The sequence below is a fragment of the Brevibacterium sp. S111 genome (assembly GCF_004745075.1).
Taxonomy (GTDB): Bacteria; Actinomycetota; Actinomycetes; order Actinomycetales; family Brevibacteriaceae; genus Brevibacterium.
Genome location: NZ_RHFH01000010.1, coordinates 138147 through 161524 on the forward strand (window position 1 = coordinate 138147; position 23378 = coordinate 161524).

Annotated in this window: 16 protein-coding genes and 1 tRNA gene; 3 read left to right on the plus strand and 14 right to left on the minus strand. The window is 66.6% G+C overall.

Annotated features, from left to right (window positions below; translation table 11 throughout):
* Positions 1 to 2 precede the first annotated feature (2 nt).
* Together EB836_RS12890 and rpsA are read right to left on the minus strand one after the other, a co-directional pair.
* A complete protein-coding gene (locus EB836_RS12890; RefSeq protein WP_240689953.1) occupies positions 3 to 1844 on the minus strand; it encodes a hypothetical protein in 1842 nt (613 codons plus the stop codon).
* A gap of 46 nt (positions 1845 to 1890) precedes the next feature.
* Complete coding sequence (gene rpsA / locus EB836_RS12895; RefSeq protein ID WP_135541023.1) at positions 1891 to 3375, minus strand: 30S ribosomal protein S1; 1485 nt, start codon at positions 3373 to 3375, stop codon at positions 1891 to 1893.
* A gap of 207 nt (positions 3376 to 3582) precedes the next feature.
* Between rpsA and EB836_RS12900 the strand changes: the two genes are divergently transcribed.
* Positions 3583 to 4422: a class I SAM-dependent methyltransferase gene (locus EB836_RS12900; RefSeq protein ID WP_135541025.1), complete on the plus strand. Its 840-nt coding sequence runs from the start codon at positions 3583 to 3585 to the stop codon at positions 4420 to 4422.
* Positions 4423 to 4582: 160 nt separating this feature from the next.
* Here the strand turns inward: EB836_RS12900 and polA are convergent, their stop codons facing one another.
* Positions 4583 to 7249, minus strand: coding sequence for a DNA polymerase I (gene polA, locus EB836_RS12905; RefSeq protein ID WP_135541027.1), 2667 nt, complete (start codon positions 7247 to 7249; stop codon positions 4583 to 4585).
* A gap of 42 nt (positions 7250 to 7291) precedes the next feature.
* Here polA and EB836_RS12910 point away from each other — a divergent pair, with 42 nt between their 5' ends.
* A complete protein-coding gene (locus tag EB836_RS12910) occupies positions 7292 to 7753 on the plus strand; it encodes a PaaI family thioesterase (RefSeq protein WP_135541029.1) in 462 nt (153 codons plus the stop codon).
* Between the two features lie 106 nt (positions 7754 to 7859).
* Here the strand turns inward: EB836_RS12910 and EB836_RS12915 are convergent, their stop codons facing one another.
* A complete protein-coding gene (locus EB836_RS12915) occupies positions 7860 to 8441 on the minus strand; it encodes a response regulator (protein ID WP_101544335.1) in 582 nt (193 codons plus the stop codon).
* A gap of 231 nt (positions 8442 to 8672) precedes the next feature.
* Between EB836_RS12915 and EB836_RS12920 the strand changes: the two genes are divergently transcribed.
* A tRNA-Leu gene (locus EB836_RS12920) sits at positions 8673 to 8754 on the plus strand.
* 121 nt (positions 8755 to 8875) lie between these two features.
* Here EB836_RS12920 and EB836_RS12925 read toward each other — a convergent pair.
* The 10 genes from EB836_RS12925 to EB836_RS12970 form a co-directional block, all read right to left on the minus strand.
* Positions 8876 to 10240: a dicarboxylate/amino acid:cation symporter gene (locus EB836_RS12925; protein ID WP_135541031.1), complete on the minus strand. Its 1365-nt coding sequence runs from the start codon at positions 10238 to 10240 to the stop codon at positions 8876 to 8878.
* Positions 10241 to 10423: 183 nt separating this feature from the next.
* A complete protein-coding gene (pyk, locus tag EB836_RS12930; protein WP_135541033.1) occupies positions 10424 to 11971 on the minus strand; it encodes a pyruvate kinase in 1548 nt (515 codons plus the stop codon).
* A 126-nt stretch (positions 11972 to 12097) separates the two neighbouring features.
* The gene (locus EB836_RS12935; RefSeq protein ID WP_135541035.1) at positions 12098 to 13540 is read right to left on the minus strand and encodes a glutamate synthase subunit beta; all 1443 of its coding nucleotides are present in this window, start codon (positions 13538 to 13540) and stop codon (positions 12098 to 12100) included.
* Positions 13533 to 18227: a glutamate synthase large subunit gene (gene gltB, locus EB836_RS12940; protein WP_135541037.1), complete on the minus strand. Its 4695-nt coding sequence runs from the start codon at positions 18225 to 18227 to the stop codon at positions 13533 to 13535. The genes EB836_RS12935 and gltB overlap by 8 nt, the downstream gene beginning before the upstream one ends.
* A 185-nt stretch (positions 18228 to 18412) precedes the next feature.
* The gene (locus EB836_RS12945) at positions 18413 to 19576 is read right to left on the minus strand and encodes a prolipoprotein diacylglyceryl transferase (protein WP_135541039.1); all 1164 of its coding nucleotides are present in this window, start codon (positions 19574 to 19576) and stop codon (positions 18413 to 18415) included.
* Positions 19573 to 20364 (minus strand): tryptophan synthase subunit alpha, encoded by a 792-nt coding sequence (gene trpA, locus EB836_RS12950; protein WP_135541041.1) that lies wholly within the window; start codon positions 20362 to 20364, stop codon positions 19573 to 19575. Before trpA ends, EB836_RS12945 begins: the two co-directional genes overlap by 4 nt.
* Positions 20361 to 21575, minus strand: coding sequence for a tryptophan synthase subunit beta (gene trpB, locus EB836_RS12955; protein WP_135541043.1), 1215 nt, complete (start codon positions 21573 to 21575; stop codon positions 20361 to 20363). Before trpB ends, trpA begins: the two co-directional genes overlap by 4 nt.
* A gap of 124 nt (positions 21576 to 21699) precedes the next feature.
* Positions 21700 to 22497, minus strand: coding sequence for an indole-3-glycerol phosphate synthase TrpC (gene trpC, locus EB836_RS12960; RefSeq protein WP_135541045.1), 798 nt, complete (start codon positions 22495 to 22497; stop codon positions 21700 to 21702).
* The gene (locus tag EB836_RS12965; RefSeq protein ID WP_135541047.1) at positions 22494 to 22763 is read right to left on the minus strand and encodes an HGxxPAAW family protein; all 270 of its coding nucleotides are present in this window, start codon (positions 22761 to 22763) and stop codon (positions 22494 to 22496) included. The genes trpC and EB836_RS12965 overlap by 4 nt, the downstream gene beginning before the upstream one ends.
* A gap of 96 nt (positions 22764 to 22859) precedes the next feature.
* A complete protein-coding gene (locus tag EB836_RS12970; RefSeq protein WP_135541049.1) occupies positions 22860 to 23372 on the minus strand; it encodes a Trp biosynthesis-associated membrane protein in 513 nt (170 codons plus the stop codon).
* Positions 23373 to 23378 lie beyond the last annotated feature (6 nt).

Consider the following 23378-nt stretch of genomic DNA (forward strand, 5'->3'; position numbering starts at 1 on the left):
TCCTACTGACCGAGCCGGTAGACCCGCACCCCCTCATCGGTGAAGACGGGATCTCCGACGGCAGTGTCGAGGAATGCCGCATACTCCTCCTGACTTCCGGGCAGCACCGGGGAGTCGCGGGCCAGCACGATGAAGTCGACTCCTGAGGCGCGCAGGTCGGCGATCGCCGAGTTCACATCCCGACTCGCAGGGTCCGGCATCGGCTCGCCGTCGAAGACGGAGCCGTGCAGCAGCGCATCGAGGCTGTCCTCGGGCGCCGAATAGGTGACCGGCGAGTCCGGGCTCGAACCGATGAAGTATCCGCCGGTCTCGCGATAGCGGAATCCGCTGACGGACTGCCAGACCATTGCCTCATCGGCGTGGGGCACGGCCCATGCCAGCGGGCGGGGGAAGGTCTTGACGACGGATCCGGCGGGGACCACCTCGGCGATCGAATCCTCATAGAAGTCGGGGACGGTCACTTCGTGGGCGGCCTGCGGGCCGGGGACGACGCACACGGCAGCGAGTGCGAGCAGCCCCGTGAGCAGCCGGGCGCGACGCTGCCTCAGGTGGGACAGTGCCCAGTCGAGACCGACGCCGAGGATCGCGAAGAGCGCGATCGTCGAATGCAGGACGAGGCGCATGGGCAGGATGTTGTTGAGCACCGGTACGGATTCGACGAGCGCGAACGGTCCGGTTTCGGTGAGCACTCCCCCGCCGAGGAGGATCGGCGATCCGAGCGAGAGGGCGAAGACGAGGACACCGGTGGCGGCCGCGATGCGCACCGGCAGGGTGCGGGTGGTCGTCCTCGATGAGGCGAGGACGATGATGAGTGCGGCCAGGAGCGCGGGAGCACCGACATAGGCACCGAGTTCGGCGGGATCGATGTCCATCACCCGTGGCAGCGGTGAGACACCGGAGCTCAGCCAGGCGGGCGCGGCCGGCAGGATCGGATCGAGCAGATCGGTGTTCCACACACCGTGCGGACGGATCGGCCCTTGCGGCGCATTGGGCCCGGCCATTGTCAGCAGCAGCGGAATCGCACACAGCAGCGCCACAGCGGCGGCGAGCAGCGAGCCGAGCCCCAGTCGCAGCCATGCACGGGCGGGGAACTGCCGGCGACCGAACGCGGCGAGGCAGACGAGGAAACAGACCGCTGCGAGGAACGTGCCGGCGAGGACTTCGGTCGAGACGTAGAACTGGAAGCCCAGCAGCAGTCCGAAGACGATGCCGATCGTCCACACGGATCTGTGACTGCGGTGGTGGCCGCCGGGGCCGAGCAGCGCAAGGATCGCCCATGCGGTCAGCGTCGGAGTGACGGCGAAGGCGAGGTTCGGGTGGCCGCCGAGCTGGGCGATGACGTAGCTGGAGAAGCCGACTCCGCCGGCGGCGATGAACGCGGGGAGGCGGCCCAGGAAGCGGCGGAAGAGCACCGCGGTGGCCAGGCTGTTGATGACGGGGAGGCACAGGATGAGCAGGTTGTAGCTGACAATCGGTCCGGCCACCCAGGTCAGTGGTGCGAGCAGAAGCGCAATACCGGCCAACGAGGTGTTCCAGGCACCGTTGACTCCCCCGCCGAGGGCGTTCATCGACTCCGTGTAGAGCAGTCCGCCGCTGCCGCCGGACCCGAAGCCGAGGGCGTCGGCGAGGACCTGTGACCCATGGCCGAGCCACCAGATGAACAGGGAGGAGTCGTCGTTGGAGCCGACGACCGAACCGCCTGGGTCTGCGGCGACGGATCCGAAGACGATGAGGCTGACCAGAGCCAGCAGCAGCGTGTACCACAGCCAAGGCCGCAGCCGCCGGTACAGCGGTGGGCGGATCACGGTCCGCGCAGATGCGGCCGCTGCTGCGGGGGCATACACAAAGGGCTCCCGATCTTCCGACCGGGAGCCCTTGTGGTGGCTGCTATCAGCTGCCTGCAAGCTTCTCACGCAGGGCTGCGAGAGCTTCGTCGCTGGCCAGCGTGCCTTCGTCGCTTGCCTCTTCCGAGGAGAACGAACCGGTGGCCGGAGCGGCTTCGGCAGAACCGACGGCATCGGCGGCGGAGGCCTCGGCGTCCGCAGCGATGGCCTTGGCGACCTGCTTCTTGTGCTCTTCCCAGCGTTCCTGAGCAGCGGCGTACTGCTGTTCCCAGGCCTCGCGCTGAGCCTCGTAGCCTTCGACCCACTCGTTGGTCTCGGGGTCGAAGCCCTCCGGGTACTTGTAGTTGCCGTCCTCGTCGTACTCCTGCGGCATGCCGTAGAGAGCGGGGTCGAGGAACTCTTCGGCCTCGGGGTCGACGCCCTCGTTGGCCTGCTTCAGCGACAGCGAGATGCGGCGACGTTCGAGGTCGATGTCGATGACCTTGACGTAGATGGTCTCGTCGACCGAGACGACCTGCTCAGGCAGATCCACGTGGCGCACGGCCAGCTCGGAGATGTGGACGAGGCCCTCGATGCCGTCTTCGACGCGCACGAATGCACCGAAGGGAACGAGCTTCGTGACCTTGCCCGGCACGATCTGTCCGATGACGTGGGTGCGGGCGAAGTGCTGCCAGGGATCTTCCTGGGTGGCCTTGAGCGAGAGCGATACGCGCTCACGGTCCATGTCGACGTCGAGAACCTCGACGGTGACCTCGTCACCCACGGTGACGACCTCACCCGGGTGATCGATGTGCTTCCAGGACAGCTCGGAGACGTGGACGAGTCCGTCGACACCACCGAGGTCGACGAACGCACCGAAGTTGACGATGGAGGACACGACACCAGGACGGACCTGGCCCTTCTGCAGGGTCTGCAGGAAGTCGTGGCGAACGGCGGACTGGGTCTGCTCGAGCCAGGCGCGACGCGACAGGACCACGTTGTTGCGGTTCTTGTCGAGCTCGATGATCTTGGCTTCGACCTGCTGGCCGATGTAGGGGGCGAGGTCGCGGACACGACGCATCTCGACCAGCGATGCGGGCAGGAAGCCGCGCAGTCCGATGTCGACGATCAGGCCGCCCTTGACGACCTCGATGACGGTGCCGGTGACAACGCCGTCGTCTTCCTTGATCTTCTCGATGTCGCCCCAGGCGCGCTCGTACTGAGCCCGCTTCTTCGAGAGCATGAGACGGCCCTCTTTGTCTTCCTTCTGAAGAACGAGGGCTTCGATCTCGTCCCCGACCTCGACGACTTCGCCGGGATCGACATCGTGCTTGATGGAAAGCTCACGTGCGAGGATGACGCCTTCCGTCTTGTATCCGATGTCAACGAGGACTTCGTCACGGTCGACCTTGACGACTTCGCCTTCGACGATGTCGCCATCGTTGAAGTACTTGATGGTCTCATCGACGGCGGCGAGAAAATCCTCAGCGGTTCCGATGTCGTTGACAGCGACCTGCTTCGGCTGCACCGATTCCGGCGTGGTGGTGGTCATATAGGTAGGGACTCCGATGGAATATTGGTCCAGATCCGGTACCCTGTCGGCAGGTCGTAAATTGTTGCCGGCGGATCCGCATCCGGTCTCGATTGCGAATTTGGACTTGCATGCACAGGCGCATACGGTTGTCAATGCTAGCACCAACACGGGCGTGAATGCACGCCGAGGATTCTATTTTTCAGCAGCCGAGGCGACGGAGGAACGATGAGCGAGGGAACTGACGGAGCCGAGGTCATCAGCGGCGGCTATCTGCCGATCGACGAAGAGGCGTCTGTCCGGGCCAATCGCAGCTACTGGGACAACTCCGCGGAGGAGTATCTGGCCGAACACGGCACCTTCCTCGGAGCTTCGGATTTCATCTGGTGTCCCGAGGGAATTCACGAATCCGACGTCCACCTCCTCGGCGCGGTGGACCGCAAACAGGTCCTCGAGGTCGGCTGCGGCGCGGGACAGTGTTCCCGATGGCTCGCCGAAGAGGGAGCCATCACCACCGGTGTCGACGTCTCGGCCGGAATGCTCGAGCAGGCTTCCCGTCTGCAGCGCGACCATCCGCTCAGCGCCGAGGCGACTCCCCCGACCTTCCTCCTCGCCGACGCCCGTCAGCTGCCCTTCGCGTCGAACAGCTTCGACGTCGCCTTCTCCTCCTACGGCGCACTCCCCTTCGTCAAGGACGCCGAAGTGGTGTTCGCCGAGGTGGCCCGCGTCGTCCGTCCGGGCGGGCAGTGGGTGTTCTCGACCACTCACCCGATGCGGTGGATGTTTCCCGACGTTCCCGGTGAGGCCGGTCTGACGGTGGAGTACTCGTACTTCGATCGCACCCCGTATGTCGAACTGTCCTCGTCCGGTCAGCCCGTTTACGCCGAGCACCATCGGACGATGAGCGACTGGGTGCAGCTGCTGGTGGGCGCCGGGTTCACGATCGACTCGGTGACCGAACCCGAATGGCCTGAGGAGAATCAGAAGGCTTGGGGCGGATGGTCGCCGCTGCGTGGCGCGCTCATGCCCGGCACCGTGATCTTCTCGACGACCCTGCACAAGGACTGACCCGCACGGGGGCTGCTGCACCCGCCCGGCCGGCCTCTGTCCTCACGCAGGCAGGCATTCCGGCTCGTTCAACACTGAGTCAGCTTTTCAATGCGAGGCCCGCGCGAAATCCTGACTCAGCGTTGAACGACGGCGTGGACCGGACCGATCCGACCGCTGCTCAGTGGGCCGCGTCGTGCCAGGACCGTCCGGTGCCGACGTTGACGTCGAGCGGGACATCGAGTTCGAAGGCCGAACCCATCTCTTCGGTGACGATCGCCGTCACCTCGTCGATCTCCCCCGGGTGGACGTCGACGATGATCTCGTCGTGGACCTGCAGAAGCATCGGCGACTGCAGCTCGTCGAGGCGGGAGGCGACCCTGAGCATGGCGATCTTCATGATGTCCGCGGCCGAACCCTGGATCGGAGCGTTGAGTGCGGCGCGTTCGGCCATGTCCCGCAGCTGCCGCCGGTCGCTGTGCAGGGCCGGCAGGTAGCGGCGACGGCCCATGATGGTCTCCGTGTAGCCGTTGGCGCGGGCCTGCTCGACGATCTCGTCGAGGTAGTCCTTGACGGCGCCGAAACGTTCGAAGTACTGCTCCATAAGCCCTTTGGCCTCGTCGACGCCGATCGCCAGCTGCCGGGAGAGCCCGTAGGCGGAGAGACCGTAGACGAGGCCGTAGGACATCGCCTTGACCTTCGAGCGCATCTGCGAGTCCACCTCGTCGATACCGACGTTGAAGACCTTCGACCCGACGTAGGAGTGCAGGTCCTCGCCGTCCTTGAACGCCTGGATGAGAGCGGCATCGCCGGACAGATGCGCCATGATGCGCATCTCGATCTGCGAGTAGTCGGCGGTCAGCAGGCAGCCGTCGGGCTCCGCGGGGTCGGCGATGAAGATCTCGCGGATGCGGCGACCGGATTCGGTGCGCACCGGGATGTTCTGCAGATTCGGGTCGAGAGAGGACAGTCGCCCGGTCGCCGCGACCGTCTGCTGGTAGGTCGTGTGGATGCGCCCATCATCGGCGACGGTCTTGAGCAGGCCGACGACGGTCTGTTTGAGCTTCGTCGAGTCCCGGTACGCCAAGAGATGCTGGAGGAAGGGATGCTCGGTCTTGACGAAGAGTTCGGCCAGCGCCTCGGCATCGGTCGTGTACCCGGTCTTCGTGCGCTTCGTCTTCGGCATGTCAAGCTCATCGAAGAGCACGGTCTGCAGCTGCTTCGGCGAACCCAGGTTGACCTCGTGGCCGATTGCGTCGTATGCCTCCTGCGCGCTCGCTTCGGCCTGCTTCGTGAACTCCTCGATGAGGTTGGACAGTCCGGCCTCGTCGACGGCGATTCCGGTCGCCTCCATCCGAGCCAGCACGGGCACGAGCGGCAGTTCGATGTCGCGATACACCTGAGTCATGTTCGCTTCGTCGACGGCGGCGGCGAGGACCTCGTGGACTTCGAGCAGGGCTGCGGCGCGCTGACCGTGAGTGGTCACCGTCGCATCCGTGTCGAGGTCGAGAGCGAGCTGTCCGGAGTCAGCTTCGGGTTCGCTGAGGTCAATGCCGGCACGTTCGGAGGCGATCTGTCCGAGTTCGTAGGATCGGGCATCGGGGACGAGGAGGTAGGCGGCCAGCGCCGTGTCTCCGCTGATGTCGGTGACGTTGAGTCCGATCGACGCGAAGGCTTTGATCTGGAGCTTCGCCGAGTGGAGGATGAGCGATCGGGCAGCCAGAGCCGTGCTGAGCCGGGCCGCAGTCGTCTCTCCCGCCTCGGCGAGGTCGACGACCCAGGCCTGCCCGGGTTCGGCGGAGACGGCGAGGATGCGGGCCTCTCCGTGACCGAGTTCGAAGCGCGCATCGGAATCGAGCGCGAGGACATCGTGGTCGGCGATATGACCGAGCAGCGCATCGATGTCGACGGTCTCGACGGTGGTCTCCCGTGCCGCTGCGGCGTCGGACTCAGTGCCGGCGGCCTCGGGGAAGATCGCTGCGAGGCGCTTGCCGAGGGCTTGGAATTCGAGCTGATCGAACAGGCTCGACAGTTCGCTCGGGTCCCCTTCTCCCCAGACGAGGTCGTCGAAGCGCAGACCGAGATCGACGTCGTCGAGGAGGCGGTTGAGTCGGTAGTTCCGCTCCACCTCGGCGATGTGATCGCGCAGCTTCTCACCGACCTTGCCGCCGATCTTCTCCGCATTCTCGAGCACACCAGGCAGGTCACCGTGTGCGGCGAGCCATTTGGCGGCTGTCTTGTCACCGACGCCGGGGACACCGGGCAGGTTGTCGGCCTTCTCGCCGACGAGCGCGGCCAGACCGCGATAGTTGGCCGGACTGACTCCGTACTTCTCCTCGACCGCGGCGGGCGTCATCCGATTGAGGTCGCTGACCCCGCGCTTCGGGTAGAGGATCGTCACGTCCTCGGAGGCGAGCTGGAAGGAGTCCTTGTCTCCGCTCATGACCTCGACGGCCGCTCCCGCCTCGGTGCCCATCCGGGTCATGGTGGCCAGAGCATCATCGGCTTCGAAGCCCTCTTTGACCACGACTCTGATGCCCATCGCGGTGACGATGTCCTTGATGAGGTCGATCTGCGGGTGGAACTCCGGCGGAGTCTTCGCCCGACCGGCCTTGTACTCGGGGTACTCCTCGAGTCGGAAGGTCTGTCGTCCCAGGTCGAAGGCCACGGCCACATGGCTCGGGGCTTCGTCGCGGAGGACGTTGATGAGCATGGAGATGAAGCCGTAGATGGCGTTCGTCGTCTGACCGGTGCTGGTGGAGAAGTTCTCGACCGGCAGGGCTTGGAATGCCCGGTAGGCCAGGGAGTGTCCGTCGATGAGCAGGAGGGATTCGTTTGAGTGACTCACATGGCATAGCCTAGCGTTCGAACCTGACTTGAAGGAGATCCGATGCTGCGTCCCAACGATTCCCTGACCTCACACACCACCGCCGAGGAGGTCACCGACCTGCTCGAGTCGCTGCGCGCTCCGGGCGCGGGAGGCGAGCTGTGCGAGAAGATGGGCATCGAGTTCACCGAGCTCGGTCACGATCATCTCACCGCCACGGCGCCGGTCGAGGGAAATCGGCAGCCAATGGGTCTCTTCCACGGCGGCGGACACGTGGTCCTCGCCGAGTCCTTGGCCTCGATGCATTCGTTCCTGCTCTCGGGCGGCAAGAGCGTCGTCGGCGTCGATCTCAACGCCACCCACCTGCGGGCCGCCCGCGATGGGTCGGTCACCGGCCGCGCCGAAGTGCTTCATCAGGGCCGCACGATCGTCTCCCATGAGGTGAAGATGACCGACGAGGCGGGGCGCCTGCTGTCGATCGTGCGGATCACGAACATGATCCTCAGGACAGAACCGAAGGGCTGAACGAGCGAACGACTTCGGAGCGCCGAAACGCAGGGGCCGGCGAATCCATGATGGATTCGCCGGCCCCTGTTCGGTGTCGGATTCGGGCGGTCGCTGCCCGGCGGTTCTACTTCTTCGTGCCGATCTGCTTGAGCACGGTCTCGGCCACCTCGCGCATCGTGAGACGACGGTCCATCGACGTCTTCTGGATCCAGCGGAAGGCTTCGGGTTCGCTCAGGCCCATCGAGGTCTGCAGCAGGCTCTTGGCGCGCTCGACGAGCTTGCGCGTCTCGAAGCGTTCGGTGAGATCGGAGATCTCGGATTCGAGCGAGCTGATCTCGGCGTGGCGCGAGAGCGCGATCTCCAGGGCCGGGATGAGGTCGGCCGAGGTGAACGGCTTGACGACATAGGCCATGGCACCGGCGTCACGGGCCCGTTCGACGAGCTCCTTCTGCGAGAAGGCAGTGAGCAGCACGACCGGGGCGATGCGGGCGCGGGCGATGCGCTCGGCCGCGGAGATCCCGTCGAGGATGGGCATCTTGATGTCCATGACGACGAGATCGGGGCGCAGCTCCTCGGCCAGGCGGATGGCGGATTCGCCGTCCGCGGCTTCACCGACGACGTCGTAGCCGACCTCGCGGAGCATTTCTACGATATCGAGACGGATCACGGCCTCGTCTTCGGCCACGACTACGCGGCGGACAGGCACGGACTCATCTGCAGTTGACTCTTCGCTGTTTGAAAGCACGAGACCAGTCTAGACCAGGCCGGTGAGGTCCATGCCAGCGGGCGGTGAAGTTTCTTCTGTGAGGGTGGCCACCACCGGTGACGGCGACCACCGGCGCATCCAGTCCGACGGCGGGAAAATGTGCAATCCGTGTGCTCGCGCAGTAGAATCGTCCCCGTCGCCGAGGCGGCCCCACGGGGCGGTCGGACGCGAGCCGGATTGGCGGAATCGGTAGACGCGGTGCACTCAAAATGCATTGTCGAAAGACGTGCGGGTTCGAGTCCCGCATCCGGTACGGACGAAGGCACTGTCGAATGCGAATTCGACAGTGCCTTCTTTCGTCTCAGTGCCTTCTCTCGTCCCCGAGGCAGTGCACACCGGCTGTGCGCACTTCCGGACCGCTGACCCGGATCCGCCTAACGGACCGCCTCGGTGCTGGGTGCATCGTCGTCGGCGTCCTCCGCGACCGGCACGTAGCCGTTGATGCGCTCAGCATCGTAGCGGTCGACGTCGAGGATGTCATGGCGTCTGGCCACGATGGCCGGGATGAGCGCCTGACCGGAGACGTTGAGTGCGGTGCGTCCCATGTCGACGATCGGCTCGATGGCCAGCAGCAGTCCCACGCCCTCGAGCGGCAGGCCCAGGGTCGAGAGGGTCAGTGTGAGCATCACGGTCGCACCGGTCGTGCCGGCGGTCGCGGCCGAACCGATGACGGCGACGAACACGATGAGCAGGTACTGGATGAGGGAGAGGTCGACCCCGAAGAACTGGGCGACGAACACGGCTGCGATGGCCGGGTAGATCGCGGCGCAGCCGTCCATCTTCGTCGTCGCGCCGAAGGGCACGGCGAAGGCGGCATAGGAGTGGGGCACACCGAAGTTGTCGGTCGCGACCTTCTGCGTCACGGGCATCGTACCGATCGAGGACCGCGAGACGAATCCCATCTGAGCGGCCGGCCAGACTCCGGAGAAGTACTGGCGCACAGACAGTCCGTTGGCGCGAGCCAGGGCCGGGTAGACGCCGAAGAAGACGAGTGCCAAGCCGATGTAGACGGCGACGACGAACCACAGCAGGGAGCCCATGGTCGACCAGCCGTAGGAGTTCACCGCGTTGCCGATGAGTCCGAGGGTGCCGATCGGAGCGATGCGCACGATCCACCACACGACCTTCTGCACCACGGCCAGGGCCGCCTCGATGAATTCGAGGAACGGTTCCGCGGCCTTGCCGACCTTGACGGCGGCGATGCCGATGGCGCCGGAGACGATGATGAGCTGGAGGATGTTGAAGTCGACCTGGGAGGCGAGGCCACCGGACTCATCGGGTGCGGTGGAGACCTCGAGCCCGAGGACGTTCTGCGGCACGAGTCCGGTGAGGAAGCCGACCCAGCTGCCCTGCGAGTCCGGGGCCGCAGCGTTGAGCGATGCGGCATCGGCATGGGCTCCGGGCTGGATGACGACGCCGAGGATGAGGCCGAGGACCACGGCGATGAGCGCGGTCAGGGCGAACCACAGCAGCGTCGACATCGCGAGCTTCGCGGCATTCGTGACCTTGCGCAGGTTGCCGATGCTCGCGATGATCGCGGTGATGACCAGCGGCACGACGGCCGCCTTGAGCAGGGTGACGTAGGACGAGCCGATGGTGTCCAGGGTCTGTCCCAGCCAGTTGTCCGCGCTCTCATTGAGCGGACCCCAGGACCGGGCGATGAGCCCGAGGACGACGCCGGCGATGAGTGCGATCGTCACCTGCACTCCGAAGGACTTGCTCCAAGCGGGCAGTCTCATTGATTTCCTCTCCTAGCTGGCCCTCCCCGCGAGGTGCCGAAGGGAGGAATGGCAACACGGAGAACAACTGTTGAGCAATCGAGGAAATTCCGCAAATCCCTGTGACACACATCGCAGACGACGAAGGCGGCGCCCGATCCGGTTGCGGATCGGACGCCGCCTGGTCGCGGAGGCTCCGAAGAGTCAGTGCCGGGGCGAGTGGTGGTCTCGCACGATCGGCATCTCGCGGGTGATCGGCGACTCGGACACCACCCCGTAGCCGGCCAGCGGGTCCTCTTCGGAGTCCGACGAGTCCTGGTAGGCGGCCGTGACGCCCTTGGCCGCATCACCGATGGTGTGGATGCGCAGAGCGTTCGTCGATCCCGGGATTCCCGGAGGAGACCCGGCCACGAGGATGCTCTGATCGCCTTCACGGGCGGTGCCGTCGGCGAGGAGGACCGCATCGACCTGGCGTGCCATCTGGTCGGTGTGGCGCACCGTCTTCACGAGGTAGGGGCGCACTCCCCAGGTCAGCGCCAGCTGGTGGCGGACCTGCGGGTCCGGGGTGAAGCCGAGGATCGGCCAGGCCGGGCGCAGACGCGACATCCGGCGCACCGAGTCACCGGTCTGCGAGAACGTGCACAGCAGATCGATATCGAGCTGCTGAGCAATCTGCACGGCAGCCGCGGTGACGGCTCCGCCCTTCGTGTGCGGATCGGTGCCCAGCGGGGGAATCCGCTCGAGCCCGTGCTCTTCGGTGGAGCCGATGATCCGGCTCATCGTGCGGATCGCCTCCACCCAGTGCGCACCCACCGACGTCTCTCCGGAGAGCATGAGCGCATCGGTGCCGTCGAGGACCGCGTTCGCGCAGTCGCTGGCCTCGGCGCGGGTCGGCCGCGGGGCGTCGATCATGGTCTCGAGCATCTGGGTGGCGACGATGACGGGCTTGGCCTGCTGGCGGGCGATCTCGACGGCGCGTTTCTGCACGATCGGCACCTGTTCCAGCGGCAGTTCGACGCCGAGGTCGCCGCGAGCGACCATGATCCCGTCGAAGGCGTCGATGATCTCATCGAGCTGCTCGACGGCCTGCGGCTTCTCGAGCTTCGCGATGACCGGCGCGGTGATTCCGACCTCGTCCATGACCGCACGCACATCATCCATATCCTCGGGGCTGCGGACGAAGGACAGGGCCACCCAGTCGAAGCCGAGATGCAGCCCCCATTTGAGGTCGTCGATGTCCTTCTCCGACAGGGCCGGAACAGACACGGGCACACCGGGGAGGTTGATGCCCTTGTGGTTGGAGATGGTGCCGCCGATCTCGACCTCGGTGACCACATCGGTGGCGGTGACCTCGGTGGCACGCAGGCGCAGACGCCCGTCGTCGATGAGCAGCGGGTCTCCCACGGAGACGTCTTCGGCCAGGGTCGGCAGCGTCGTGCTCACGAGTTCGGCGGTGCCGTCGACGTCGCGGCTGGTGATCGTGAAGGTGGCACCTTCGACGAGTTCCTCCTTGCCGTTGGCGAAGGTGCCGACCCGGATCTTCGGACCCTGCAGGTCGAGCAGCACCGCGACCGCCTTGCCGGTGTCGAGTGCGGCCTGGCGGACCCAGGCGAATTTCTCTTCGTGTTCGTCTCGTGTTCCGTGGCTGAGATTGAATCGGGCGACATCGACGCCTTCATCGACGAGCTCGCGGATCTCTTCATAGGAGTTCTGGTTCGGACCTAAAGTTGCGACTATCTTTGCACGCCTCATACGCTCCACCCTACCTAAAGTCTCAGCGGGCGGCTGTTGCCGCTCACCGCTGGTCACGAGCGGTGGACCGACGGCACTGCGCTGTGCCGCTCCACCGTCTCTTCTCACTGTCTGACATGGACTATCTTAGCATTTGAACTCCGCATCCGTGGGTCGCACGGGCGACTCCAGCCGTGTCGAACCGGTGAGGAAACGGTCGACCGCAGCGGCCGCGGCTCGCCCCTCGGCGATGGCCCAGACGATGAGCGACTGTCCCCGACCGGCATCGCCGGCGACGAAGACGCCCGGGACCGAGGCATAGTCCTCATCCCGTTCGAACGCTCCCCCGGCTCGGGTGCCGAGGTCGATGGAGTTCGTTTCCGGGCCGCTGAACCCGAGGGCCAGCAGCACGAGATCGGCATCGATGACATGTTCGGTGCCCGGCGTCGGCACGCGACGACCATCGGCGAACCGGGTCTCGGCGACTTCGATCCCTCGCACCCGCCCGGCCCCGTCGCCGACGAACCGGGTCGTCGATGCCAGATAGCGTCGGGTGCCGCCCTCTTCGTGAGAGGATTGGACCTCGAAGATCCGCGGCACCATCGGCCACGGCGAGTCTGCGCCCCGTTCCGTCGGCGGCTTCGCCCCGATCGCCAGAGTCGTCACCGAAGCGGCCCCCTGCCGCAACGCCGTGCCCAAGCAGTCGGCACCGGTGTCTCCGCCGCCGATGATGACGACGTTCTTTCCCGCCGCATCGAAGGGCAGTTCGGCAGCGGACCCGGCCTGCGACCGATTCGAGGGCACGAGGAAGTCCATGGCGAATTCGATGCCGTCGAGGTCGCGTCCGGTCAGCGGCATATCCCGAGCCACGGTGGCGCCGGTGGCGACGATGACGGCGTCGAAGCGGGCGCGCAGTTCGAAGAGTTCGATATCGCGGCCGATCTCGACTCCGGTTTCGAACCGGGTGCCTTCCGCCCGCATCTGGGACAGCCTGCGGTCGATGTGGTGCTTCTGAAGTTTGAAGTCGGGAATCCCATACCGCAGCAGCCCGCCGAGGCGGTCCTCCCGTTCGTAGACGACGACGGTGTGTCCGGCCCGGGTCAGCTGCTGGGCGGCGGCGAGTCCGGCCGGTCCGGAACCGATCACGGCAACGGTCTGCCCGGTGATCCGGTCGGGCACGACCGGGGTGATGAGCCCGGCGGCGAAGCCTTGGTCGACGATGGAGACTTCGACCTGTTTGATGGTCACCGCCGGCTGATTGATGCCGAGCACGCAGGCGCTCTCGCACGGGGCGGGGCAGACACGACCGGTGAATTCGGGGAAGTTGTTCGTCGCATGCAGCAGCTCGACCGCCCGCGGCAGCTCCCCGCGATACATCGCATCGTTGAACTCCGGGATGAGGTTGCCCAGAGGGCAGCCCTGATGGCAGAACGGGACACCGCAGTCCATGCAGCGGGAGGCCTGCCGGCGCAGCTGCGCGGGGTCACCCGACTCGTAGACCTCCGAGTAGTCCATGAGCCGGATGGGCACCGGCCTGCGGGCGGGCAGTTCGCGTTCGGTGAAGGTGAGGAATCCGTGCGGATCAGCCATGAGCGGCCTCCAGAATCGTCTGCCAGGTCTGATCGGAGTCAGCGGCTTCGCCGGTGCCCGCAAGCTCGTCCTGGAGTTCTTTGACCCGTGCATAGGCAGCGGGGATGATCTTCGTGAAGCGGGACAGGACGTCCTGCCCGCGGTGCAGCCCGGTGAGCAGCTCGTGCGCGAGCGGAGATCCCGTGGCCTCCACATGCGCGGCGAGCAGCCTTTCGAGCACCTCGGCATCGGTGACTCCGATTCCGGTGAATCGGAAGACCCCGGCCGCGCGCTCCTTCGGGTTGAGTCGGCTCGGGTTGAAGTCGAGGACGAAGGCGGTGCCTCCGGACATACCGGCCGCGAAGTTGCGGCCGATCGGTCCGAGGATGACGGCTGTGCCCCCGGTCATGTATTCCAGACCGTGGTCGCCGATGCCTTCGACGACGGCTTCGGCACCGGAGCTGCGCACGAGGAAGCGCTCCCCGACCTGGCCCGAGAGGAACAGCGACCCCTCGGTCGCCCCGTAGCCGATGACGTTGCCGGCGATGACGTTGTGTTCGGGCCGGTTCGGGTTCTCCGGGTGCGGGGCGAGGCTGATCGTCCCGCCGGACAGACCCTTGCCGACATAGTCGTTGGCCTCTCCGCGCAGAGCGATGCTCACTCCGTGCGGCAGGAACGCGCCGAGGGACTGTCCGGCGGTGCCGTGCAGGTTCACGCGCACGGTGCCCGCGGGCAGTCCGTTCCCGCCGTGGGCCATCGTCACCTTGTGCCCGAGCAGGGTGCCGACGGAGCGATCCGTGTTCCCGATGCTCGCGCTGAGCTCGATCGGGGTGCTCGCGCCGATCGAGGACTCGGCCTGCCGCAGCAGGTCGACGTCGAGCTCCCCGGTGAAGTCTCGCGGGGATCGGTTCCTGCTGGTGCGCACCCGGGCCGGTTCACCGTGGATGTCGGTGGGCACGGTCAGGATCGGGGCGAGGTCGAGGCCCAGCCCCGAGGCGGCCGCTCGCTCCTCGTCGATGCGCAGTCTCTCGACCGCTCCGATCGCTTCGTCGAGGCTGCGCAGCCCCAGTCGGGCGAGGTGGGCGCGGACCTCCTCGGCGATGAAGGTGAAGAAGTTGACGACGTGATCGGCCTGTCCGGCGAAGCGCTCACGCAGTTTCGGGTTCTGCGTGGCCACCCCTACGGGGCACGTGTCCTTGTGGCACACGCGCATCATGATGCACCCGGAGACGACGAGCGCGGTCGTCGCGAACCCGAATTCTTCGGCGCCGAGGAGGGCGGCGATGATGACATCGCGTCCGGTCTTGAGCTGTCCGTCGACTTGGACGCTGATGCGGTCGCGCAGTCCGTTGAGCACGAGCGTCTGCTGCGCTTCGGCCAATCCGAGCTCCCATGGGGTGCCCGCGTGTTTGAGCGAGTTGAGCGGGCTGGCTCCCGTACCGCCGTCGTGGCCGGAGATGAGCACGACATCGGCGCCGGCCTTCGCTGCGCCCGCGGCGACGGTGCCGACACCGATGCCGGAGACGAGTTTGACGTGGACTCGGGCGGACTTATTGGCTCGCCCGAGGTCGTGGATGAGCTGGGCGAGGTCCTCGATCGAGTAGATGTCGTGATGCGGCGGCGGGGAGATGAGTCCGACGCCGGCGGTGGCGTGTCTGGTCTTCGCGATCCACGGGTAGACCTTCTCCCCCGGCAGCTGACCGCCCTCACCGGGCTTCGCCCCCTGCGCCATCTTGATCTGGAGGTCATCGGCGGCCGAGAGGTAGTGGCTGGTGACCCCGAATCGACCGGAGGCGATCTGCTTGATCGCTGAGCGCCGCTGGGGGTCGAGCAGCCGTTCGGTGTCCTCTCCCCCTTCGCCGGTGTTCGACTTCCCGCCGATCCGGTTCATGGCGATCGCCAGCGTCTCGTGCGCTTCTGCCGACAGTGAGCCGTAGCTCATCGCTCCGGTCGAGAAGCGCTTCATGATCGCCTCGGCGGGTTCGACCTCGTCGATGTCGATGGGTCCGGATTCGACGGGAACGAAGTCGAAGAGTCCGCGCAGGGTCATCAGTTCCGCGGACTGCGTGTCGACGGCGTGGGTGTACTGCTTGAAGATGTCGAACCGTCCGGTGGCGGTGGAGTGCTGGAGCCGGAAGATGGTCTCCGGATCGAACAGGTGCCCCGGGCCCTCCCTGCGCCACTGGTACTCCCCGCCGACGAGCAGGTTCCTGTGGGCCGGACGCGGATGATCGTCGCGGTAGGCCTCGGCGTGCCGGGCAGAAGTCTCGGCCGCGATATCGGTCAGTGTCTTCCCACCCAACTGATGCGGCGTGGAGGTGAAGTGCTCCTCGATGAGGGAGGCGGCCAGTCCGAGGGCTTCGAAGGTCTGCGCCCCGTGGTAGGACTGGACCGTCGAGATGCCCATCTTCGACATGATCTTCAGCAGGCCCTTGTTGAGCGCGGTGAGCACGTTCGCCACGGCCGCCTCTTCGCTGATGCCCGGGATCCGACCGGCGCGGACGAGATCTTCGGCGGTCTCCATCACCAGGTAGGGGTTGACCGCGGAGGCACCGAAGGACACGAGCGCGGCCGCATGATGGACCTCGCGGACGTCTCCGGCTTCGACGACGATGCTCACCTGGGTGCGGGAGCGTTCCCGCACAAGATGGTGGTGCAGGGCCGAGGTCAGCAGCAGCGACGGGATCGGAGCATAGTCGGAGTTCGACTCTCGGTCGGTGAGGATGAGGAACACTACTCCGGCGGCCACCGCTGCGCTCGCCTCCTCGCACAGTGCCGCGATCCGGTCGGCCATCGCCTCGTCTCCGGCGGATACCGGGTACAGACCGGACAGTGTCACCGAGGCAGTGGTGACGTCCGCGCCGAGGTGGTCGACGTCCAGATGCGCGATCGCTGTGAGCTCGTCGTTGTCGATGACGGGGCGTTCCAGCAGGATGTGGGTCGAGTCCGGGCGGGTCGAGCACAGCAGGTTGCCTTCGCGGCCGATGCCCGCGGACATGCTGGTGACGATGTCTTCCCGGATCGAGTCCAAGGGCGGGTTCGTCACTTGGGCGAAATTCTGGTGGAAGTGGTCGAAGAGCAGGCGTGGGCGAGTGCTCAGGGCCGCGATCGCGGTGTCGCTGCCCATTGCTCCCAGCGGTTCGGCTCCGGTCTCGGCCATCGGAGCGATGAGCACCCGCAGCTCTTCTTCCGTGTAGCCGAAGGTCCGCTGCCGCCGGCGCACCGAGGACTGCGGATGGCTGACGTGGACGCGGGTGGGCAGTTCGGCCAGATGCGTCGAGCATTCGGACACCCAGTCTCGGTAGGGGTGTTCGGTCGCGAGCCGGTTCTTGATCTCCGTATCGGAGATGATCCGTCCGGCTTCGACGTCGACGAGGAACATCCGGCCCGGGGTCAGTCGGCCCCGCGCAGTGATCTCTGCTTCGGGCAGATCGACGACGCCGGCTTCGCTGGCCAGCACCACGGTGTCGTCGGTCATCGCGTACCGTGCCGGGCGCAGACCGTTGCGGTCGAGGACGGCTCCGGCGAGGCGACCGTCGGTGAAGGACACACAGGCCGGTCCGTCCCACGGCTCCATGAGCAGGGAGTGGTATTCGTAGAAGGCGCGGCGATCGTCGCCCAGTCCCGGGTTGTTCTCCCAGGCCTCGGGGATCATCATGAGCATCGCCTGCGGCAGGGACCGCCCTGCGGCGACCATGAGTTCGAGTACGGCGTTGAAGGACGCGGAGTCCGAGGCACCGGCCGGAATGATCGGCAGGATCCGTTCGAGCCCGCGTTCGGTGCCGGGCACCGGGGATTCGAGCAGTTCGCTCACGAGGGCCGCTTCGCGGGCCTGCATCCAGTTGCGGTTGCCGCGCACCGTGTTGATCTCACCGTTGTGGGCGATGGTGCCGAAGGGTTGGGCGAGCTGCCAGGAGGGGAAGGTGTTCGTCGAGAACCGGGAGTGGACGAGCGCAATGGCCGACTTCAGGCGCTGATCGCGCAGTTCGGTGTAGAAGGCGTCGAGCTGCCCGGTCGAGAGCATGCCTTTGATCGTCAGCGTCGTCGGCGACAGTGACGGGAAGTACAGGCCCGCGTTGTCGAGTCGTTTGCGCACGATATAGGCCCGGCGGGCCAGGTCGGAGGCATCGCGCAGCGGGTGTTCGGGGCTGCTGACGAAGAACACCTGGCGCATCGTCGGCATGGTTCGACGGGCGATCTGCCCGAGGACGGAGGGATCGACGGGCACGTCCCGGACAGCGAGCACCGCCAGGCCCTCTTCGGCGCCGATCGTGCGCAGCAGGTCCTCCTGGTCCCTCGCGGCCGGCTCGGCCGACACCGGAGTCTCGGTCGAGGCGTTGAGAGCGGCGGTGGTCCGGTTGAGGTCGGCGGAGTAGTCCTGGGCGAAGAAGCCGATGCCCATCGCGTACTCACCGGGTTCGGGCAGAGTGGTGCCGGCGGCGGCGAGTTCTTCGGCGAAGTAGTCGTGCGGGATCTGGATGGTGATGCCGGCGCCGTCACCGGTGCCTTCGTCGGAGCCGATGCCGCCGCGGTGCTCCAAGCGGCGCAGCGCGTCGAGAGCCTGGTCGATGACCTGATGATCGGGTCCGCCTCGGTAGCGGGCGATGAGGGCGAGTCCGCAGGCGTCGTGTTCGAGCGCGGGATCGTAGAGTCCGATTCGGCCCGGCGGTGCCGGGCGTTTCTGGGTCGCTGCCGTGCTGGGGTTCATATGCTGCCTTCTCGGTGTGTTCGACCTGTCGAAAAGACGGCGCTGTCCTCTGCGGCCTTGACGTGCGCGGAGGCATTCCCTCCGTGCCCGATTGTGAGATCGCTCTCACAGCCGGAGTTTCAATTTACACCGGGGGCGCAGGGATGGAAGAACGGAAAAAGGAACGAACTGCGAACCAATTCGTCTCAGTGCTCGGACGGACGGGGTGCGTTCTGGTCTCGTTTCGGGCCCGCTTCCCCGTGTGTTTCGGGGGCGGAGACGCCGCGGACGTCGGGCACGATCGAAATCGCCGAGGTGACTGCTCCGAAGAATCCGAAGCTGTGGCGGCCGCTGAGGTCGATGCCCGCTTCGTCGTCGGCGGCGTTGGTCCCCTCGGCTGCCGGGTTCGCTCCGGTGACGCCGTCAGCGGCGGCGTCGTCGTTCCTATCGGCTCTCGAGCGAGGCGCGGGGGTACGGTTCGACCGGTCAGCGAGGTCCGGGCCGGCGGCGTCTCCCGCTGCCCGATCCGAATGGGCCGACGGTGCAGCTGGCATCTGCTGGGGGTGTGTGAGAGGAGCAGACTGCCCGGCGTCGGCGATGTTGACCGCGTTGACCTCATAGGTGTGCTTGCCGCGGCGGTGTCTGCGCAGCAGAGTGCGCGACCCTCTGGTGTAGACGCCGGTCTCCTGAGTGCGGTGCCGCAGCCGGGAGACGATGAGCCAGACGAAGCCGACGAGCAGGGTCGCCGCAGCCGTCCAGACGGAGACGGGCAGGCCGAGCAGCAGCCGCGCGGTCTCTGCGGCGGGAGTGCCGATGCGCAGGGCTTCGAGCAGGATCCGACCGAGGCCGAACAGTACGAGGTAGAGCGCAAAAACCTGCCCGTAGCCGAGTCTCAGCCGTTTGGACACGACGATGAGGAGGATGCACGCGAGCAGGTTCCAGATCGATTCGACGACCACCGTGGACAGTTCGAGGCGTCCGTCGAACCATTCGCTGAAGGCGCCGGCGACATGGCCGAGGATGAGCCCGGGGGCGACGGAATCGAGCAGAGGCAGGAAGCGGATCCCTTGGAAGCGGGTGAGCACCCACACGGAGAGCAGCCCGAGGATCGTGGCACCCCAGAAGCTCAGCCCGCCGTCCCAGAGTTCGAGGAACTGCAGGGGCCGGTGGCCGGGACCGAAGTAGGTATCGGGTGCGGACAGCACATGGCCGATGCGTCCGCCGACGACGGCGGCGGGCACACCGATGACCGCGATCGCCCACAGATCGCCCTTGTGACCTCCGCGGGCACGCCACTGGATGCGCGTCATCCACAGTGCAAGTCCGAGTCCGAGGACGGTGAAGACGAGCCATGCCGTGGTGAAGCTCATGCACACCCTTCTGCGAGCTCGGCGGCGAGTCGGCCCAGTCCGGGCACGCCCTCGGAGTCGAGCGCGCGGACGAGGGCGGAGCCGACGATGACGCCGTCGGCGTATTCGGCGACTTCTGCGGCCTGATCGCGGTTCGACACGCCGAGTCCGACACAGACGCGTTCGGCGCCGGCTTCTTTGAGGCGAGCGACGAGATCGCGGGCGTGATTGTCGACTTCGGAGCGGACTCCGGTGACACCCATCGTGGACGCGGCGTAGACGAATCCGCGGCTGCCTGCCACGATGCGCGACAGTCGCTCGGGAGTCGAGGACGGGGCGGCGAGGAAGATCCGGTCGAGGTCGAACTCGCCGGAGGCCGCCAGCCAGTCGCCGGCCTCATCGGGGATGAGATCGGGGGTGATGATTCCGCCGCCGCCGGCTGCGTCGAGGTCGCGGGCGAAGTCGCGGACGCCGTATTGGAGGACGAGGTTCCAGTAGCTCATGACCACGGCGGTGCCACCGGCCTCGGCGATCGCCTCGACGGCGGTGAAGACGTCCTTCGTGCGCACGCCGGACTCCAGTGCCGTCTCGGCTGCGCGCTGGATGACGGGACCGTCCATTCCCGGGTCGGAGTACGGCATCCCGACCTCGACGATGTCGACGCCGTTGCGGACGAGTTCGACCATCGAGTCGATCGAGCCTTCGACGCTGGGGAAGCCGACGGGCAGGTAGGCGATGAGTGCGGCTTTGCGGCCGGACTCCTCGACGGAAGCAAGAGTCGTGCCTGTGCGTGGACCGGAGTGCGTCATACCTGCACCGCCCCTTCATCGATGTAGTCGAACCATTTCGCGGCCGTGGTCATGTCCTTGTCGCCGCGGCCGGAGAGATTGACGAGCAGGACCGCTTCCGGCCCGAGTTCCTCACCGACGCGCATCGCGCCGGCCAGAGCGTGAGCGGATTCGATCGCCGGGATGATGCCCTCGGTGCGTGAGAGCAGCCGCATGGCCTCCATTGCTTCGTCGTCGACGACCGGCTCGTAGGTCACGCGCCCGGTGTCGTGCAGATGTGAGTGTTCGGGTCCGACCGAGGGGTAATCGAGGCCCGCCGACACCGAGTGCGAAGCCTGGGTCTGGCCGTCGGAGTCCTGGAGGATGTAGGTCGCCGAACCGTGGAGGACGCCGGGTCGACCGCCGGAGAAGCGTGCGGCGTGATGACCGGTGTCGACGCCTTCGCCGCCGGCTTCGAAGCCGTAGATCTTCACATCGGCGTCGCCGAGGAACGCGGCGAAGAGCCCCATCGCGTTCGACCCGCCGCCCACGCAGGCGCACACGGCGTCGGGCAGACGCCCGGCCGCATCGACGATCTGGTCGCGGGCTTCGATGCCGATGACGTTCTGGAAGGAGCGGACCATCGCGGGAAACGGATGGGGACCCGCGACGGTGCCGATGACGTAGTGGGTCACGTCCACATTGGCCACCCAGTCGCGCATGGCCTCGTTCATCGCGTCTTTGAGCGTGCGGGTGCCGTTGGTCACGGCGTTGACCGTGGCTCCGAGCAGGCGCATGCGCGCGACATTGAGCGCCTGCCGCTGGGTGTCTTCCTCACCCATGTAGACCTCGCACTCCATATCGAGCAGGGCCGCAGCGGTCGCGGTCGCGACACCGTGCTGTCCGGCACCGGTTTCGGCGATGAGGCGGGTCTTGCCCATGCGCTTGGCCAGCAGGGCCTGAGCCAGGGCATTGTTGATCTTGTGGCTGCCCGTATGGTTGAGGTCCTCACGTTTGAGGAACACGCGGGCTCCTCCGCAGTGCTGAGCGAACCGCGTGGCCTCGGTCAGCAGCGAAGGACGGCCGATGTAGTTGCGCTGCAGGTCGAGGAGTTCGTCGGTGAAGGCCCGGTCGACTTGGGATTTGCGCCAGGTCTCTTCGATCTCATCAAGCGCCGGGATCAGCGCTTCGGGGATGAACCTGCCTCCGAACGCGCCGAAATACGGTCCGGTCTCCTCGCTCACATCGGTCATTGCGGTCCTTCTCGATCTCCTCGTGGTCGCGTCCGGATGAGGCCGAGCCTCGGCCGGACGCCGGCCGGATGGGTGCGGTGTTCGCCCATCGTCGGCCACCTCGAGCGGCCGACGCGGGCAGGGTTCAGGATGCGGACAGTTCGCGGCGTTCGCGGCCGATGGCAGCGTATTCCTCGACCGCGGCCTGCGGACGCCCCCCGGTGACGAGAGCTTCGCCGACGAGCACGACGTCGGCGCCGGCATCGGCGTACTTCGCGACCTCGCGACCGCCGGCGACACCGGATTCGGCGACGAGCGTGCAGCCGGCGGGAACGAATTCGGCCAGCGGGGCGAATCGATCCGTGTCGACGCTGAGATCCTTGAGGTTGCGGGTGTTGACGCCGATGAGATCGGCCCCGAGCTCGGCGGCGATCTCGAGTTCCTCGCGGTTGTGGGTCTCGACGAGGACGGTCATGCCCAGTTCGGTGGCCAGGGCGTGGAACTCGCGCAGCTGGGCCGGGTCGAGGGCGGCCACGATGAGCAGCACGAGGTCGGCTCCGTGGGCCCGGGCCTCATAGAACTGATATTCGTCGACCATGAAGTCCTTGCGCAGGACCGGGATGTCGACGGCAGCACGCACGGAGTCGAGGTCGGCGAGGCTGCCGTTGAATCTGCGGGATTCGGTGAGCACGCTGATGGCGTGGGCTCCCCCGGCAGCGTAGAGCCCGGCCAATGTGCCGGGGTCCGGGATGTGGGCGAGGTCGCCGCGCGAGGGCGATTTCCTCTTGACCTCGGCGATGACTCCGAAGTCTGCGTCGAGGTCGAAGCGACGGACGGGATCCGCCGCCTCGGCGCGCGCGATGATCTCGGTGCGCGGAACCTCGTTCCGGCGTGCCTGAAGATCTTCATGCACGCCGGCGACGATGTCGTTGAGGACCGTCATTTGCTCTTCGGCTTGTTGCCCAGACCGACGGCGCGCAGGATGAGCCCGACGATGATGCCGAGGGCGACGACGCCGATGGCGACGTAGGTGATCGTGGGGTTGTGGATGGTGAAGCCCACACAGCCGATGGTCACGCCGATGAGCATGATGACGACGCCGGTCCATCCCGCCACCGAGTTGCCGTGGCCGGGGTCGGCGATCGTTGCGTAGTCGATCGTGGACTTGTCGAGATCTGTGGCCTCGTTGCGGGCGAGGGACTGCGACATGGTGCTCCTTATTGTGACTGCGTGGCACGCGCGTGGAAACTTTCCTCCATTGTGTCACGCTTCTTCTGCGGACCGGGCACCGACCCGGTCACAAGGTCATTTCGAATCCGGGTCGTCCTCGACGTCCTCGCCTCGGGAGAGGGCGTCCCAGGTGGCGGCCGAGTCGAATTCTTCGCCGTCGGCTTCGGCGGTGCGGGCGTAGCGGTTCGAGTTCGTCCACCGCGCCGAGGCGGTCGCCACCCAGATGATGCCGATGATGCCGATGCCTGCTGCCACGGCGGCGATGATCGGCCAGGAGGTCGCCCCCGGTCTGGAAGCGGCGCTGAGTGCGGTGATTCCGTAGCCGATTCCGGCAACCGCGGCGAGCCCGAGGACGACGAAGCGCCCGAGGCGACCGAGCATCGCTGCGAGGAGACCGCAGACGGCGATGATCGCCACACAGGCGGTGGCTACGGGCGAGGCCTGCGCACTCGAGTCATCGGTGGCCGTGGCCACACCGGCCGGGCCGAGAGTGTCTCCCCCGACTCCGGCCTGCCAGGCCGAGATCGTCAACGCCCACAGGGCGGCGGCGATGACGAGGACGATGAGGACTCCGCGTGACTTCGACAACTTGGG

What these genes read in the sequence shown, in the direction of transcription:
- rpsA (WP_135541023.1), bottom strand. Translation starts at nt 3,375, where the DNA reads ATGACCACCACCACGCCGGAATCGGTGCAGCCGAAGCAGGTCGCTGTC.
- EB836_RS12900 (WP_135541025.1), top strand. Translation starts at nt 3,583, where the DNA reads ATGAGCGAGGGAACTGACGGAGCCGAGGTCATCAGCGGCGGCTATCTG.
- EB836_RS12910 (WP_135541029.1), top strand. Translation starts at nt 7,292, where the DNA reads ATGCTGCGTCCCAACGATTCCCTGACCTCACACACCACCGCCGAGGAG.
- EB836_RS12925 (WP_135541031.1), bottom strand. Translation starts at nt 10,240, where the DNA reads ATGAGACTGCCCGCTTGGAGCAAGTCCTTCGGAGTGCAGGTGACGATC.
- pyk (WP_135541033.1), bottom strand. Translation starts at nt 11,971, where the DNA reads ATGAGGCGTGCAAAGATAGTCGCAACTTTAGGTCCGAACCAGAACTCC.
- EB836_RS12935 (WP_135541035.1), bottom strand. Translation starts at nt 13,540, where the DNA reads ATGGCTGATCCGCACGGATTCCTCACCTTCACCGAACGCGAACTGCCC.
- gltB (WP_135541037.1), bottom strand. Translation starts at nt 18,227, where the DNA reads ATGAACCCCAGCACGGCAGCGACCCAGAAACGCCCGGCACCGCCGGGC.
- EB836_RS12945 (WP_135541039.1), bottom strand. Translation starts at nt 19,576, where the DNA reads ATGAGCTTCACCACGGCATGGCTCGTCTTCACCGTCCTCGGACTCGGA.
- trpA (WP_135541041.1), bottom strand. Translation starts at nt 20,364, where the DNA reads ATGACGCACTCCGGTCCACGCACAGGCACGACTCTTGCTTCCGTCGAG.
- trpB (WP_135541043.1), bottom strand. Translation starts at nt 21,575, where the DNA reads ATGACCGATGTGAGCGAGGAGACCGGACCGTATTTCGGCGCGTTCGGA.
- trpC (WP_135541045.1), bottom strand. Translation starts at nt 22,497, where the DNA reads ATGACGGTCCTCAACGACATCGTCGCCGGCGTGCATGAAGATCTTCAG.
- EB836_RS12965 (WP_135541047.1), bottom strand. Translation starts at nt 22,763, where the DNA reads ATGTCGCAGTCCCTCGCCCGCAACGAGGCCACAGATCTCGACAAGTCC.